The organism is Aureispira anguillae (assembly GCF_026000115.1).
In the GTDB taxonomy this organism is placed as follows: Bacteria; Bacteroidota; Bacteroidia; order Chitinophagales; family Saprospiraceae; genus Aureispira; species Aureispira anguillae.
This window is the reverse complement of the sequence record NZ_AP026867.1, coordinates 723,507-737,773: the sequence shown is the minus strand read 5'-3', so window position 1 is coordinate 737,773 and position 14,267 is coordinate 723,507. Positions and strand designations below refer to the sequence as shown.

Genomic DNA, 14,267 nt, shown 5'->3' with positions numbered 1-14,267 from the left:
AAATTTGAAGGGGGATTTTTTTTTGGATATAGTACTGCTTTTTTGTTAAGATAATGTTAAAAATTTGACATTCTCAATAAATTGAATGATTATTGAATTTAAATAAATTAAACATTCATTCAATTTTAAATATCCAGCCATGATTTACCAATTGCTTAGACTCCCGCTAGTTGTTCTGTTTTTTTTCTTTTACCGAAGAATTTATATCACAGGCAAAGAAAATATCCCTCAACAAGCCCCTACGCTTATTGCCTCCAATCATTCTACGGCTTTTATGGAGCAAATTTTAGTGGCGAGTTTGCAAAAACGCTCTGTTTATTTCTGGGCAAGGGGCTCTGTTTTTGAGGAGAAATGGAGTTTTCCAAAACTATTTGCACAAGCGCATTTAATTCCTATTTGGCGACCTCAAGAAGGATTAAAAAAAATGCAGCAAAATCAGCAAATTTTTGAAGATTCCAAAGATATTTTATTGGATGGGAAAATGTTTTTTATTGCTCCAGAGGGAAACTCTGTTCCAGAAAAACGACTGCGAACCTTTAAAACAGGAACCGCTCGCCTAGCCCTACTAGCTGCTGCTGCTGACAATTTTGATCGAGCTATTTTTATCCTTCCTACAGGCGTTAACTATACCTATCATTGCGATTTTAGGAGTGAGGTCATGGTGCATTTTGGCGCTCCTATTTCTATCCAAAACTACCAGTCCTTATACGAAGAAAACCCAGTGATGGCAGCGAAACAACTCACCCAAGATTTAAAAGCAGCAATTAGCAAAGAAGTTGTCATCATTGATCAAAAAGAAGATGAGCTGTTGGTAGAACAATTGCATATTTTGATGCGCAATGAAAACGAACATTATAAAGACAAGGTTTATAGTAACAATGAAAAAAGGCTTCGACTAGAACAAAAAGTTGCCAATACTTGTAATCAATTGTCTGGCAGCTCAAAAATGGATTTACTCCAACAAAGCAATGCCTATTTTCAGCAAATCACGAACCATCAACTAACAGATTTAGCAGTGCAGCAACAAGGGAAATTGGATGGTTTTAAATTAATTCAATCAAGTCTATTGTTTCCATTCTCAATTGTAGGCCAAATAGGTGGGGCTATCCCCGTTAAAGCTGCCCGCTACTTGCGAAATACAAATGTCGAAGACTTACAATTCTGGGCTCCTATGGCAGTTGTTTTTAGTCTGCTTACTTGGATGATTTACAGCCTCATTATTGGTCTTGTTGGAAGTTTTTTTATTGGATGGAACGTGCTATTTATCCCACCCCTCTTAGTGGGTTTACAATATATTGCTTTTAGCAATCAAGAAAGCTGGAGCTCGATTCTAACGAACCGCAACTACCGCTACTGGAAAAACCAACAACCAAGCAAGGCTCAAAAACTAGAAAGGGATAGAGCCTTATTGGTAAAAAAATATAAAGCACTGTCTAAAAACATCCAATCTCTTCAGCACTAAAAATGGATTGCTATTGCTAACCATAAACCATTATGCTATGATAAATCGAGCCTCTTATTTCTTTCTTTTACTAGTTCTAGTAGCACAAGAAAGTTTAGCACAACCAAAACATCAGCTTACAATAGCCTATACAGGAGGGCAGATCTATCAAAAAGAGAACGCTTTCCATGCTAGCCCGTCCAACAACGATAGCATCAAACGCAAAGCTAAATTAAAAAAGACCGTTGAGACCCTATTCCCCATCTTAGTTAGTGCTTATATCCCAATTGGAGCCATTGAATTGGGCAAATATTCAGAAATTCTTAGCTGGAATAAAATAGAAGGCATTCGGCTAAAACTAGGCGTTCGAACGACTGAAAAATGGAATAAAAAAATTCAATTTCACGCTTATGCCGCTTATGGTTCAAGCGATAAAAAATGGAAATATAAAGCAGGTTTTAAAACACTACTTTCTTCTCCTAAAGATCAACAGGCAACCCTATCCGTTTCGTACCAATCTGATCTTCGAGCCATAGGGCAGTATGGCGCTCAGCTTTCTCACGACAATATTATTCATTCGATTTTAAATGATGTTCCACTCAATTATCTCATGCAGGTTTGTGAAACCTTGTTAAATTATGAAAAACATTGGCTTAACGGATTTTATAGTAGCATTGGATATCATTGGCAGCAATTTAAGTCGATTTCCAATGGCTTGCAATTTACCCAAAATGAGGGCAAAAAAAACAGCTCTGCTTTTGTCACTTCAGCAATTAGAATTAAATCTCGTTGGAAAGCTAAAAAACATTTCGAAAAGAAACCAACCAATCCTAGAAAAAAAATATTGAACGCTTCTTTTCCTACTCTCAATTTTGAATACACGATAGGCATCAAAGGTCTTTTAAAAGGAGAATACAACTACCAACATTTAGATTTTAGCATTCAACAGCAAGTAACTTCTTTTTTGGGAGCCACACAATACCAAATTAAAGCCAGTAAGTTTTTTGGGGCAATCCCCTATCCTATTATGACCGTTCACTTGGGTAATGAATCCATTTTGGACAATCCTTTGGCTTACGCCTTAGTCAATGAATTTGAATTTGTAAGCGATGCTTATACCTCTGTTTGGGTCAATCATCATTTTAATGGTCTCTTTTTTTCTAAAATTCCCTTTGTCAAACGCTTAAACATTTGCTCTATCCTTATTTTCAAAGGTATGTATGGTGTACTTTCTAAGCAAAGTAGTAATTTATACGATCTTCCTAATGAAATATCTGCTCCTAATTTTTATGCAGAAATTGGATGGGGCTTTGAAAACATTCTAAAAATTGTACGAATCGATTTTATGTGGCGATTAACACATTTAACAGCACTTAATGTCCGTCCTTTTGGGCTTAAAATTAGTTTTGCTCCTAAATTTTAGTTGATTTATGGCTTTTTCCACCAAGCAGCTTTTGGCTTTTCAAGGGCAGGATCAAGTACAAACTGCTCTCCAATCTTAGGCGTTGTAACAGGAATGGCTAGTTCGTTAATTCTTTGGATAAAACGCTCTACAGGAGCGGTCCAACTGTGCATGGCTAGGGTAAATGCCCCCCAATGAATCGGCATCACCAAACGAGCCTGAACTTCGGCCGCCACCAAAGCAGATTGCTCTGGAAACAAGTGGTTTTGCCGCCAATATCGGCTATATTGCCCACATTCAATCATGGCAAAATCAAAGGGACCATATTTTTCACCAATTTCTTTAAAATGCGAACCATAGCCCCCATCACCACTAAGATAAATATTGTCCTGCGCTCCTTTTATAACCCATCCCCCCCACAACGATTGAAAACGATCGGTTAAACTACGCCCAGAATAGTGATGCGATGGGGTTAAGGTCAGGCGAATAGTATCCAAATAGGCATCTTCGTACCAGTTTAGTTCCTTGATTTGCGCTTTATTCACTCCCCAAGCTAACAAATGGGCGCTGAGTCCTAAAGGCACATAAAAGGTCTTTACTTTTGCCTTTATTTTTTTTATTGACCAATAATCCAAATGATCGTAATGATCGTGCGTAATTAAAACGCCATCAAGTTCTGGCAATTCATCTGCTGTGAGTGGTAAGCCTTTGCTATAACGTTTTCTTCCAATTCCCTGAACAGGTGACGGCACAGCACTCAGCATAGGGTCGATCATTATATTTTTGCCATCTATTTCTAACAAAAAAGTCGAATGCCCAAACCAAGTAAATCGTGCATGCTTAGGTTTAATTGTTAAGTCATCGGTTGTCAATTTCACAAAAGGAATGTCAAAATCAGGTTGCCTAGTAGCTTTGGGTTCTATGGAATTTTCTATAAAATTAGGCGTTTCAATAACCGTAAACTGGGGCATTAAATTGTTAAACTTCCCTCCTTGATAATTGTCGTAGTGTTGATACTGCATTTTTTGCGCTTTGGATGGTTGAGCTCCAAAAACTTTAGCAAATTTGACAAATAACATAATGAAGAGAATTAAAAAGATAAGGGCGGATAACAAAAACAAAAATAACAGACCTACTATTTTGAGCATAGCGTGTTTATTCGAACTATAGAATTGAGGCTAATTGTTCATTTTTGGACAAGCCCAATTCTATCAATATTATTTACACCTCTAAGAACAATAATTTACCTCAAAAAGTTTTAGCCTTGTGTTCTTAGCGATCCAATAGATTCCTATTTAGCCCTTATACTAAAAAAAACAGAGGAATTTTCGAATGGAAAATTCCTCTGCATGCATTTGTGAATGCAACATACGCTTTACAAAACTGTTTAAAAATCCTTTCGCTTGTCTTTGGTCAAGGTCACCAAATCTGTTTCAATCCATTTACCCTGCACTTTTAGGATTTTTTCGAACAAGTCTCGCACGCAACCTTCTCCCCCTTTAAAGGGCGAAATATATTGACAGATTTCTCGAATTTCGGGAGCAGCATTGGCAGGACAAGTAGACAAACCCACTAAGCGCAAAGGCTCATAATCAGGAAGATCATCTCCCATATAAGCAGAACGAGCCAGATCCAAGCCATAAACTTCAATAAGCTCATCGATTGCCTCTAGTTTGTCCTTCATTCCACTATAAATTTCCTGTACCCCTAAATTTTGCAAACGTTTGATAACGCCCTGCGACTTTCCTCCTGTAATAATAATTACTCGATACCCCTTTTTGATCGCATATTGAATGGCATAGCCATCTCTTGTATTCATTTTGCGCATCAAAACACCATCTTCTAGTATATAAACAGAACTATCTGTCAACACACCATCTACATCCAAAATAATGGTATCAATATCATGTAGTTTATCTAAAAAAGACATATTTTATAGTATTAATTAAGGAGATGGACAAAAATAATTATGAATGAATTAAGCTTCGTTTTTTGCCTTGTAGGCTAAAAAAATACACGTTAATTAATAGGATACTAATTTTGTCCATCTACTTACTGATTATCACGCCATTCGTATACCCATTTTGCCTGAATTTGCTCCAAATGTCCTTCGTTACATTCTTCTTTGGTTCCTTCAAAATTAGGTATTTCTAAAATCCACTGTAACAAATCGGTAAAACGAATGCGATAGATTTTAGATTCTGTAAATTCGTCGCCAAATTTCTCATACAATCCCATAGCAATGTCTTCGTGATCATTCCAATTAATGGGTAAGTTCAATTCAAAACTCATTCTTATCTAGTTTATCTATAATTCAATTAATAATTAGTTCATTTAGCAGCTCTAATATTTAGTGCTCATGCCCAATAATTCTGGATTGATCGGGTACTAAAACCTCAATTACGGTATCCTCATTGTCCTCTTCGATTTTGCATTGACAAGACAAACGAGACTCGATACGAGGATCTAAAGCACGATCAATAAAATCTTCTTCTTTGTCTGAAATTTCTGTTAAATGTTCCTCGCCAGACTCAATATAAACATGACAAGTACTGCAAGCGCAAACCATCCCACAGTTACTATTAATGTGCATGCCATTATCTTCTGCTAAATCCAGTATGTTATCCCCTACCATTCCTTTCACTTCTTGTGCGGGGATATTTTTATCTTCAAATGTAAATTTTACAATAGCCATTTTATTTTTTATATGCTTAACTCCAATAATTATTTGCAATCCGTTGCAAACTTAGTGCATTAGCTCAATTTAGTTTTTTTGATTGTTAGTTAACAACTAAAAATCATCTTTAAAAAAACTATTAAAAAGGTGCAAAGCTACTACATTATAATTATAAAATGTTATTCCGTAGCAAATTGTTGCAAGCAAAATAAAAAAAAGTTGCCACTCCTAAGAGTAGCAACTTATATATCTCCTGACAAGTCTGCAAACTGTTTTTATAAAAACTCAAGGCAAGGTTCTTAGGGTATTATGAAAATGTATAGGGTACATTTTTTTTACCTTCCGAAACCGTCCTAGTGTCCGGAGGTTTCTTGAATATTTTTAGTGAATCACTTCAATACTTTACATACAATCAAAAAGGAATAAAAGTTCAAAAAAGTTCGTCTTTGAATGCTTTTTTTTGACATTGTTTTTTTTTATAATATTTTAAGTCTTATAGAGACACCAAATGTTTAAGTCTACGATTTAAGTTATTTGGTCTAAATGAAGAAGTTAGGTTGAACTTTCTGTCGTAAATTGCGGTATACACAAGATACAGGGTAAAATTACAGTGTATTTTTATTTTGTGATTGTAAAAATGTAAACCTTAAACTTTATTTAACTATTTGATTAAATCATGCTACTATCCTTGCACTTGAGTAGTCTGATTTTTATTATTTGGCTGTCGTTCAGTCATTATTTTTGGGAAGTAAAATTTCTCGTCCCCGAATTCATTTATTTTTTAACCTCAAAAACACGAATCACTCATTATTTAACAGAAAATCCAGTACAAAATGAAACTTTCTGAAATCAAATCCCATGCTGAGCTTTCGACATTTATCGAAAGCTATTGGCATTTTGAGCATGATGGCTACAATAGCCTTGCTTTTTTTCCAGACGGAACATTTAATATTTTCTTTGTGTCTGAGCCATTCTTTTTGGCCAATCAAACTCAGCCCTGCCCACCAGGTGCTTATTTGATGCCCATCACATCTTATCCCGTCTATCTGCGTTCAAGCAAAGATATTTATGGCATTCGTTTTAAAGCTTTTTCTTTGCTAAACATTATCAACAACAATGTTCCTGAATTGACCTTGCTAAATAATTTAGAAGATATTATTCAGCAGAACAACCTTATTAAGGATTCTAAAACAGCTTTCAAAACGGATTTGGACTTAGCTAAAATTGTCCCTTATTTAGAAAAAATTGCTTTTGAATTACTCAACAAACGGTTTAAGGTTAATCTTAGTTTGCGAGAAAAAGTAAATTACATTCTTGATCTTAAAGGGCAAATTAAAATTGCTGAAATGGCTAAAGAATTTGGTGTTTCTAGACAAGCCCTGCACAAAAATTTTAAGCAACATTTATTGATTAGCCCCAAGGAATTGTCTGCTATTTGGCAGCTCAATCACTTTTTCACATTAACGGACACCATGGATACTAGCTTAACAGGCAAAGCCCTAGAAGCAGGCTATTTTGATCAAGCTCATTTTATCAATGCGTTCAAAGCTAGATTCGGGCTATCTCCTACTCAATTTATGAAAGTAAAGCCCGAAATTTTTAGTATCGCCAAAGAACAAATGACCAAACGATTTAACAATTATTACGATCCCGATTAAAGGTATTTTCCAAAACAAAGAACATGAGGTGCTGTTATACAATACCTCATGTTTTATTATTTAACAGGACTTAAAAACTAATGATTGTAAATTTATACAGAGGGTTTAGGATGCAGCGCAGATATTCGCCAAAAGACTCGCTTAGAAACTAGGCAGAATTTAGTTTACAGTGTGCTTAGTACACTGTCAATTAAATATTGTCCGTTTATACAGAGAATTTTGGATGAAAATTAAGGCGCCCCACAGCCTGATAGCCTTAGCTATCAAGGCGAGGACGCAACGCAAATGTTCGCCAAAAGACTCGCTTAGAAACTAGGCAGAATTTAGTTTACAGTGTGCTTAGTTACTCAACTGCTTCAAGAACCAAGGGCGGTCTGTTAGAGGAGTCGTTTGTAAAACCAGTTGATGCAATTTTTCACGTTCTACAGTAATTTCTAGATTGGTGTAAATCATTTTTCGAGTAATAGAAATGGTATTGCCATAAATTTGGCGGTGGTAAGCTAAGACTTTCTTTCGATTCAAGTAAACTGAAAAGCTATCCAAATGAGCTTCTAATAAATCAAACTCATTTAGTTTCCAGTAAATTTTTAATAGCAAAAGCTTAATGTCTAAACTAATGAAGAGGTCCATTAAATCAGTTTCCACCAAAATTTTTTGAGCTTCGGTAAACCATCCTTGTTCAAAAAATAATTTGGCTTTTGCATAATTTGTATAATCTTTTTGATGGCTACTTCTTAGTTTATTCGCATAATTGGCAATAAATTTTTGAGTCCAATCATAAGCTTTAAGTCGAAGCGCTGCTGTGATAATGTTTTTGAATGTACTATGGCTCAAATGTCCTTGTTCCATCCAAATGTTATGATTCAAGCCATAGCAATAAATATCAAATACCTCTTTAACGTAAGCTTCTGTTCCCATATTTAGCCGTTTAATACAATAATTAATCGCCAATAAACAGACATATTTTAGTTCTTCACTTGGCAAAGGAACCTTTTGGTAAATTAATAGTTTTTTAAGCGTTTTGAAATGCACTTCGTTTTCAGAATCGACCAATGCCATATAACTGTGGTAGTAGCTCTGTACCACTAAATTATTCGTATAACGTTCAGATTTTGCTTCTTCTAAAATAGCAGCCAATAATGGAATTTTGTATTCGGTTTGATATAGACTTCGATGGGAAATAGCAGTGCAAGCATTTCTAAGGGTTGCAATAATCGTAAAGGTCGTCAGGTCAGTAAAGATAGCTTGAAGATTGGTTTGTTGTTGCCTTAATTCAGTTCCTTTAAGATCAAAAAAGGCTTGTTCTAACAAAAAGCTAGTATGATAAAAGATATCGTTTTGGTAAGGGGCTTTATCAAGGTTCTGCTTTGTTCTTTGTAAAGCCTTTTGTGCTAAGTCGGGCAAAAATTTACTTTTATAGTAATTTGCAATGGCAAAATGATCTACTTTTTGCGCCTTTTTTGACATTAGATAACTGATGTATGCCTCCATAACCTCCACACTAAAGGATAAAATGTGGTTGAGCCGATTAGGATTATAAATTTTGTCTGGATACAAGTACTTGAATACCCGTTCTCTTTTGACAGCAGTTGGTGTTATTTTCCTCCTAGACAATAAGTATTCAACCAATTTGGTGACCTCTGGATGTTCATTGTGAATGGGAGAATATACCCAGCGACGCAATCCTGCCTTTTCTGCTTTATCAAAGCTTCTAAATATGGTTACAACTTTACTTTTATACATGGTACAAAGGTAAAAATTACATCTGATTTCTGATTCTATTCAAATAATGTTTTTTTGTTCTTTTTTGTAAAAATCTATCTTTGGATTAAACAATTATCCAATATTGTCTGCTGATAATTTACCAAGTAGTCAAACATTAAAAACTAAAAACATAATTACAATATGGTGTTAATCAATCAAAAATTAAAAACATTATACTTACTCATCCTATGTAGCTGTCTTAGCTACACAGTAAGTTTGGGGCAACAAACTTGGGAACGAAGCTATGGTGGTACACAACACGATGGAGGGCACTCTGTTCAACAGACTGCTGATGGGGGATATATTATTGGAGGATATACCAGAAGTTATGGAGCAGGTGAATCGGACATGTATTTAGTCAAAACCGATCTCAATGGAGATACTTTATGGACTCAAACCTATGGAGATAGTACAATCGAAGATTTAAATGAAGTTCAACAGACTACTGATGGAGGTTATATCTTAGCAGGTTCAAAAGTCGTAGGGTTTGGGGTGTTATCTCAATGGATTTATTTAGTAAAAACAGATCTTAATGGAGATACCTTATGGACTAAGACATACGGTGATTGGGGAGATAATATTGGTGCTTATTCTGTTCAACAAACAACAGATGGAGGGTATATCGTATTAGGTGACGCTGATATATATTTGTTAAAATTAGACGCTCAAGGAGATACTTTATGGACCAAGACATACGGAAACATGGGAAGTGAAGGAAGAGTTGTCCGTCAAACGACAGATGGAGGTTATATCATAGGCGGAAGTTATACTGCCAATAATGTACCCGTTTATGGTATTATTAAAACAGATGCTCAAGGGGATACCTTATGGACACATACTTATCCTTTTGAAACATCAATCCACATGGGAGGGATCAAAGATGTACGACAAACACAAGATGGAGGGTATATTGCTGTAGGTAGCCAAGTTGATCCAGGAGGAAACCTCAATTATGGAATGATGTTTAAGACAGATTCATCAGGAACATTGGATTGGAGAAGCTTAGATACTCTAACTACAGGTGTTTCTTCGATGGATTACTATGGAGTCAGTTTGGCACAGGATGGAGGTTTCGTATATACAGGTACCATTACTAAGAATATTACTAGTGGCACTGGTTTTCGACAAAGAACAGCACTTTTACTGAGAAAAAGAGATGCCAATGGAAATGTACTTTGGGAACGAGAACATGCAGGAGGGCATACGGGTTATTCTGTCGAAAGAACGGCTAACGGGGGAATTGTTGTTGCTGGGATAAGAATCAATCAAGGGGGAGATATGTATGTATTTTTAGCCGATAGTTTGGGGAACTATAGAACCAATGCTATTATGGGGAATGTATACCAAGATTTAGATCTTAGCTGTGACCAAACCAATATAGATCGAGGGTTAGCAGGTATTATTGTTCAGGCATCTTTGAATGGAGTTTCAACCTTTGATTACTATGGAACAACAGATTCTTTGGGGTATTATTTTATTCCTTGTCAAGTAGGAACTTATACCATAAGCATCCCTAATTTGCACCCTTATTATAATTTAAGTTGTCCTCAAAATACGGGTACTGTGACCGCTCAAACCTATGACACGGTGGACTTTCCTTTAGAAGTCTTAGCACTTTGCCCAGTAATGAACGTTGATGTCTCTGCTCCTCTTTTAAGACAAATTGTTCCCAGTGTTTACAGTATTCAATACTGCAATACAGGAACAGAAGCCGCACAAAATGCAGAAATAACCGTAGAAATAGATACATTTTTAAATATCTTAAACTTTTCTCAGGCTCCAACCAGCCAAAACGGCAACAACTACGTCTTTAATATAGGAACCGTTGGAATTGGCGATTGTGGAAACTTATACATAACCGTTCAAGTAGATACATCCGCTATATTGGGTCAAACGCATTGTCTAGAAGTGTCCATTACACCAGACTCCTTATGTTTGCCAACAAATTGGACAGGAATGCTCCTAGATGTAAGTGGCACTTGTCAGAATGATAGCATTCATTTTAATATTGAGAATTTAAGCACCACAAGTATTGCTACTCCAAGAGATTATTGGGTTTTTGAAGACAATATTATTATGAGAACAGGAATGGTTACTGTTCCCAATGGAGGAAGTTCAACAATTTCAGTCCCTGCTTCACCTCGAAAATTTTACCGAATAGAGGTTGCTCAAGAGTCAGGGATTCCATGGACTGTTTCGGATTCTATTGTTAGTGCTTTTGTTGAAGGATGTATCTCTGATGCCAATGGAGATTTTAATGTAGGGTTTCCTACTCAATTTCCAAATGGTCATGCTCCTACTTTTAGAGCAATAGATTGTCAACAAAACATAGGTTCTTTTGATCCCAATAATAAAGAAGCACAGCCTGTAGGTTACCATGCAGAACATTATATTAATCAGAATCAATACATAGATTACAAAATCAATTTTCAAAATACGGGCACAGATACGGCCTTTTTTGTAACCTTGATCGATACCTTATCCCCCTATTTAGACCCTGCGAGTGTTCAACTTACGAGTGCAAGCCACCTTTGTACTTGGCGAATAAAGGGCAATGGTATTTTAGAGGTGAATTTTGATTACATCATGTTGCCAGATAGCAATGTCAACGAGCCCGCTTCTCATGGTTTTGCTAAATTTAGAATAGAGCAACAGGTCAATAATCCTGTTGGAACAATAATCAATAACTTTGCAGATATTTATTTTGATTTTAATGCGCCTATACAAACCAACACAACTTATCACGAGATAGGCGCTAATTTTTATATCCTTACAATCACTCCTTTGCAGGATGCACCTAAGATTCTTGTCAATGCCTTTCCAAATCCTTTTACTTATGGTACGACAATTCAGGTTAACGATGAGGAATATGATAATTTAACCTTAATGGTTTATGATCTAATGGGACGTCAAGTGACTGTTTTATCTGAAGAGAATACAAATCAAATAGAGTTGCCTAGAAATAATTTAGAGAATGGTGTTTATCTGTTCAAATTATTAGGGAATGGAAAGCCAATTAGTTCAGGCAAAATCGTAGCGCAATAGTTTCTGAATCGAAGGATGATATTTTATCTATCCCAAAATACCACGACGCTATATTAAGCAACGATGCACAACGAATGATTGTAAATTCAGACCATTGTTTTGCATCATTGCTTAAAATAAAAAAATCAATAAACGGTCAAAAACTAGCCGCTAAGATCTTAGTTTTCACGACCCAATGTAGCCTCAGCAAGTGCTGGGGCTACTTCTTTTTCTAGCTTTTTTGGACATTAATTGTCATTAATTACCTCTCCACTTCCTGTGATATTGACCTCTATCGTTGGCTGCCCTTTATAGTAGATGTTTCCACTACCGCTAATCGTTACATGCAAATCTGTTGTAATATTAACTTTTGCATTACCTGAGCCTGTAATTTTAGTATGACCATATCCAGCAATCATATCATGTGCTTCATAGTCTCCTGATCCTGAAATCTTAAGATTGGTTACATTGGCTTGCCCTTGAGTAGTTATGTTTCCTGATCCCGTAACTTCACAAGTAAGGGTTTGGTTGCTTAGATCCAAAACTCCTGTTTTAATATTTCCTGAGCCTGTAATTTTCATGGTAAGATCATCTGTAAAAGCAAAATCATCTAACCAAACATTGCCAGAGCCTGAAATTTCGACAAAATCAATACTAGGAATCGTAATATCAGCTACAATGTTATTATTTTGATAAAAACCAAACTTCATTTTAATAATCAAGGTGCTATTCTCAACATAGATGTCAACCTTATCCAATAAATTGTCTGCACCTGTAAGTTTAACGGATTGTGTATTGCCTTGAATAATATTAACATCAATTGCCGACTGTGCAGAAACCCCTGTAAAGGCGTTTAAATCATAAGTTTGGGTAGCAATTGGTCCGTTTTGCTCGCAGGAGGTAAACGCAAAAACGGTTAAAAATAAAAAAAGGGAAAGTATTTTTTTCATTGTTGTAATTGGTTAATAATTAAATATTTGTTTGTTTTATAAAAAAGTTTTAAATAGGGAATATGCGACCTAGCTTTGACAAAATTCTATAACCTAATTCACTCTTAAAAAGTAGATTAGTATTCAGCCAATTGTTTTTGCCATCTTCTAAATTTATAATCTCTAATATCTTCTAATACATTATAAATTGTTCTTGCCCAATAATTTCGAAACCCCAACCCTCCTGCTGCTCCTGACATAGGCTCTGCAAAGAGCACTTTTTTGGAATTCACATCAAAAAGCACAACATAAATATAGCCTCGTTCTTCAAATCGATTAAAGCTATGAACAACAAAAGACAAACCATATTTTGCCTGCATTTCTGAGGTATTATAACCATCAACAATCTGTTGAATGTCCTTCAATGAAAATGCCTGAGGAACAACATCAGTTAACATATTCCCAAAACTGCGCTTCTTGTTTACCACATGTACAATACTCAAATCATAGCTGATTTTACTTCTCTTAAACGCTCTTTTAATATCGTATTTCTGGGTTTCTTTTATCAATAAATTATTCCAAGCATCAAAATAGTATTCTTGAATTTCGTTTGGTGTTTTGGAGCTAGCAAAACCAACCATTTTGACTTGAGAAAAATCAAGCCCTACAAATTCTATGTCTATTTCAGAAGAGGAAAAGATTTCTTTTAAATCTTGACTGTGCAATTTATTGATGGTACACAAAAACATCACCACAAATAAAAGTTTCATAAGTTTAACTTTTTTAACTCGACAAAAATGCCAATTGAGTCGATCAAAATAAGGGGTCTATTTCAACAATGCAATTTCTATTTCTAAGTCTTTTTTCACCTCAATAACCGTACTCTGAAAAGAGGGCGCACTAAGGATTGGTCGAATATTATTGGAAAAACCATACCGTTCAACGGGAATTCCAAATAAATTTTTGTCACAAATTCCATTAGAATTATTATCGTGATACAATGCCACTGCATAATTTCCTTTCGGTATCTCAATCGTATGTTTTAAGATACTTTTATTGACATCCAGCACAATATTTTTGTAAACCCGCTCAGGTGTCAAAAATCCATTTTTGTCATTGTATACAGCAATTTGAAGTTTTCCTGAAGGTTGCTGTAAACCTGTCACTCTAATTGTAAAATTTACATTCTGTGCCACCAATGTTGTTTTTAAGATCAACAACAGACCAATCCCCCCTATTCGTTTAGTCCATTTTTTCATATCGCTACTTTTTATTGTACTCTGTTAAATATTGTTCGTTCTTTGAGCAATCGTGTAGAAATTTTAATGAATGGTCTTAATGCTGCCGTTTGGGTATTAATAAGTACACCATT

The 14,267-nt window shown here is 35.5% G+C and carries 12 protein-coding genes; 4 read left to right on the top strand and 8 right to left on the bottom strand.

Features of this window, described 5'->3' with window-relative positions; all coding sequences use genetic code 11:
* Positions 1 to 139 precede the first annotated feature (139 nt).
* Complete coding sequence (locus AsAng_RS02650; RefSeq protein ID WP_264791230.1) at positions 140 to 1,462, top strand: 1-acyl-sn-glycerol-3-phosphate acyltransferase; 1,323 nt, start codon at positions 140 to 142, stop codon at positions 1,460 to 1,462.
* A gap of 37 nt (positions 1,463 to 1,499) precedes the next feature.
* On the top strand, positions 1,500 to 2,864 hold the full coding sequence (locus AsAng_RS02645) for a DUF5686 family protein (protein ID WP_264791229.1): 1,365 nt from the start codon (positions 1,500 to 1,502) through the stop codon (positions 2,862 to 2,864).
* A 5-nt stretch (positions 2,865 to 2,869) separates the two neighbouring features.
* On the opposite strand, the gene AsAng_RS02640 is transcribed toward AsAng_RS02645, so the two are convergent.
* The 4 genes from AsAng_RS02640 to AsAng_RS02625 form a co-directional block, all read right to left on the bottom strand.
* On the bottom strand, positions 2,870 to 3,922 hold the full coding sequence (locus AsAng_RS02640) for an MBL fold metallo-hydrolase (RefSeq protein WP_264791228.1): 1,053 nt from the start codon (positions 3,920 to 3,922) through the stop codon (positions 2,870 to 2,872).
* Positions 3,923 to 4,230: 308 nt separating this feature from the next.
* Positions 4,231 to 4,773 (bottom strand): KdsC family phosphatase, encoded by a 543-nt coding sequence (locus tag AsAng_RS02635; RefSeq protein WP_264791227.1) that lies wholly within the window; start codon positions 4,771 to 4,773, stop codon positions 4,231 to 4,233.
* 122 nt (positions 4,774 to 4,895) lie between these two features.
* Positions 4,896 to 5,135 carry a Fe-S cluster assembly protein IscX gene (gene iscX, locus AsAng_RS02630; RefSeq protein WP_264791226.1) on the bottom strand — a complete coding sequence of 80 codons (240 nt, stop codon included), beginning with the start codon at positions 5,133 to 5,135 and terminating at the stop codon, positions 4,896 to 4,898.
* Between the two features lie 58 nt (positions 5,136 to 5,193).
* On the bottom strand, positions 5,194 to 5,538 hold the full coding sequence (locus AsAng_RS02625; protein WP_264791225.1) for a 2Fe-2S iron-sulfur cluster-binding protein: 345 nt from the start codon (positions 5,536 to 5,538) through the stop codon (positions 5,194 to 5,196).
* Between the two features lie 815 nt (positions 5,539 to 6,353).
* On the opposite strand from AsAng_RS02625, the gene AsAng_RS02620 reads away from it, so the two are divergent.
* Entirely contained in the window at positions 6,354 to 7,178 is an 825-nt protein-coding gene (locus tag AsAng_RS02620) for a helix-turn-helix domain-containing protein (RefSeq protein WP_264791224.1), read from the top strand.
* Between the two features lie 339 nt (positions 7,179 to 7,517).
* Here the strand turns inward: AsAng_RS02620 and AsAng_RS02615 are convergent, their stop codons facing one another.
* Positions 7,518 to 8,921: a hypothetical protein gene (locus tag AsAng_RS02615; protein WP_264791223.1), complete on the bottom strand. Its 1,404-nt coding sequence runs from the start codon at positions 8,919 to 8,921 to the stop codon at positions 7,518 to 7,520.
* Between the two features lie 162 nt (positions 8,922 to 9,083).
* Between AsAng_RS02615 and AsAng_RS02610 the strand changes: the two genes are divergently transcribed.
* A complete protein-coding gene (locus AsAng_RS02610) occupies positions 9,084 to 11,987 on the top strand; it encodes a T9SS type A sorting domain-containing protein (RefSeq protein ID WP_264791222.1) in 2,904 nt (967 codons plus the stop codon).
* A 227-nt stretch (positions 11,988 to 12,214) separates the two neighbouring features.
* On the opposite strand, the gene AsAng_RS02605 is transcribed toward AsAng_RS02610, so the two are convergent.
* The 3 genes from AsAng_RS02605 to AsAng_RS02595 form a co-directional block, all read right to left on the bottom strand.
* Positions 12,215 to 12,916 carry a head GIN domain-containing protein gene (locus AsAng_RS02605; RefSeq protein ID WP_264791221.1) on the bottom strand — a complete coding sequence of 234 codons (702 nt, stop codon included), beginning with the start codon at positions 12,914 to 12,916 and terminating at the stop codon, positions 12,215 to 12,217.
* A 116-nt stretch (positions 12,917 to 13,032) separates the two neighbouring features.
* The gene (locus AsAng_RS02600) at positions 13,033 to 13,665 is read right to left on the bottom strand and encodes a hypothetical protein (RefSeq protein ID WP_264791220.1); all 633 of its coding nucleotides are present in this window, start codon (positions 13,663 to 13,665) and stop codon (positions 13,033 to 13,035) included.
* 57 nt (positions 13,666 to 13,722) lie between these two features.
* Positions 13,723 to 14,154, bottom strand: a complete 432-nt coding sequence (locus AsAng_RS02595; RefSeq protein ID WP_264791218.1) for a DUF2141 domain-containing protein — start codon at positions 14,152 to 14,154, stop codon at positions 13,723 to 13,725.
* Positions 14,155 to 14,267 lie beyond the last annotated feature (113 nt).

Coding starts and splice junctions, on each gene's coding strand:
- AsAng_RS02650 (WP_264791230.1), top strand. CDS start 140: ATGATTTACCAATTGCTTAGACTCCCGCTAGTTGTTCTGTTTTTTTTC.
- AsAng_RS02645 (WP_264791229.1), top strand. CDS start 1,500: ATGATAAATCGAGCCTCTTATTTCTTTCTTTTACTAGTTCTAGTAGCA.
- AsAng_RS02640 (WP_264791228.1), bottom strand. CDS start 3,922: ATGTTATTTGTCAAATTTGCTAAAGTTTTTGGAGCTCAACCATCCAAA.
- AsAng_RS02635 (WP_264791227.1), bottom strand. CDS start 4,773: ATGTCTTTTTTAGATAAACTACATGATATTGATACCATTATTTTGGAT.
- iscX (WP_264791226.1), bottom strand. CDS start 5,135: ATGAGTTTTGAATTGAACTTACCCATTAATTGGAATGATCACGAAGAC.
- AsAng_RS02625 (WP_264791225.1), bottom strand. CDS start 5,538: ATGGCTATTGTAAAATTTACATTTGAAGATAAAAATATCCCCGCACAA.
- AsAng_RS02620 (WP_264791224.1), top strand. CDS start 6,354: ATGAAACTTTCTGAAATCAAATCCCATGCTGAGCTTTCGACATTTATC.
- AsAng_RS02615 (WP_264791223.1), bottom strand. CDS start 8,921: ATGTATAAAAGTAAAGTTGTAACCATATTTAGAAGCTTTGATAAAGCA.
- AsAng_RS02610 (WP_264791222.1), top strand. CDS start 9,084: ATGGTGTTAATCAATCAAAAATTAAAAACATTATACTTACTCATCCTA.
- AsAng_RS02605 (WP_264791221.1), bottom strand. CDS start 12,916: ATGAAAAAAATACTTTCCCTTTTTTTATTTTTAACCGTTTTTGCGTTT.
- AsAng_RS02600 (WP_264791220.1), bottom strand. CDS start 13,665: ATGAAACTTTTATTTGTGGTGATGTTTTTGTGTACCATCAATAAATTG.
- AsAng_RS02595 (WP_264791218.1), bottom strand. CDS start 14,154: ATGAAAAAATGGACTAAACGAATAGGGGGGATTGGTCTGTTGTTGATC.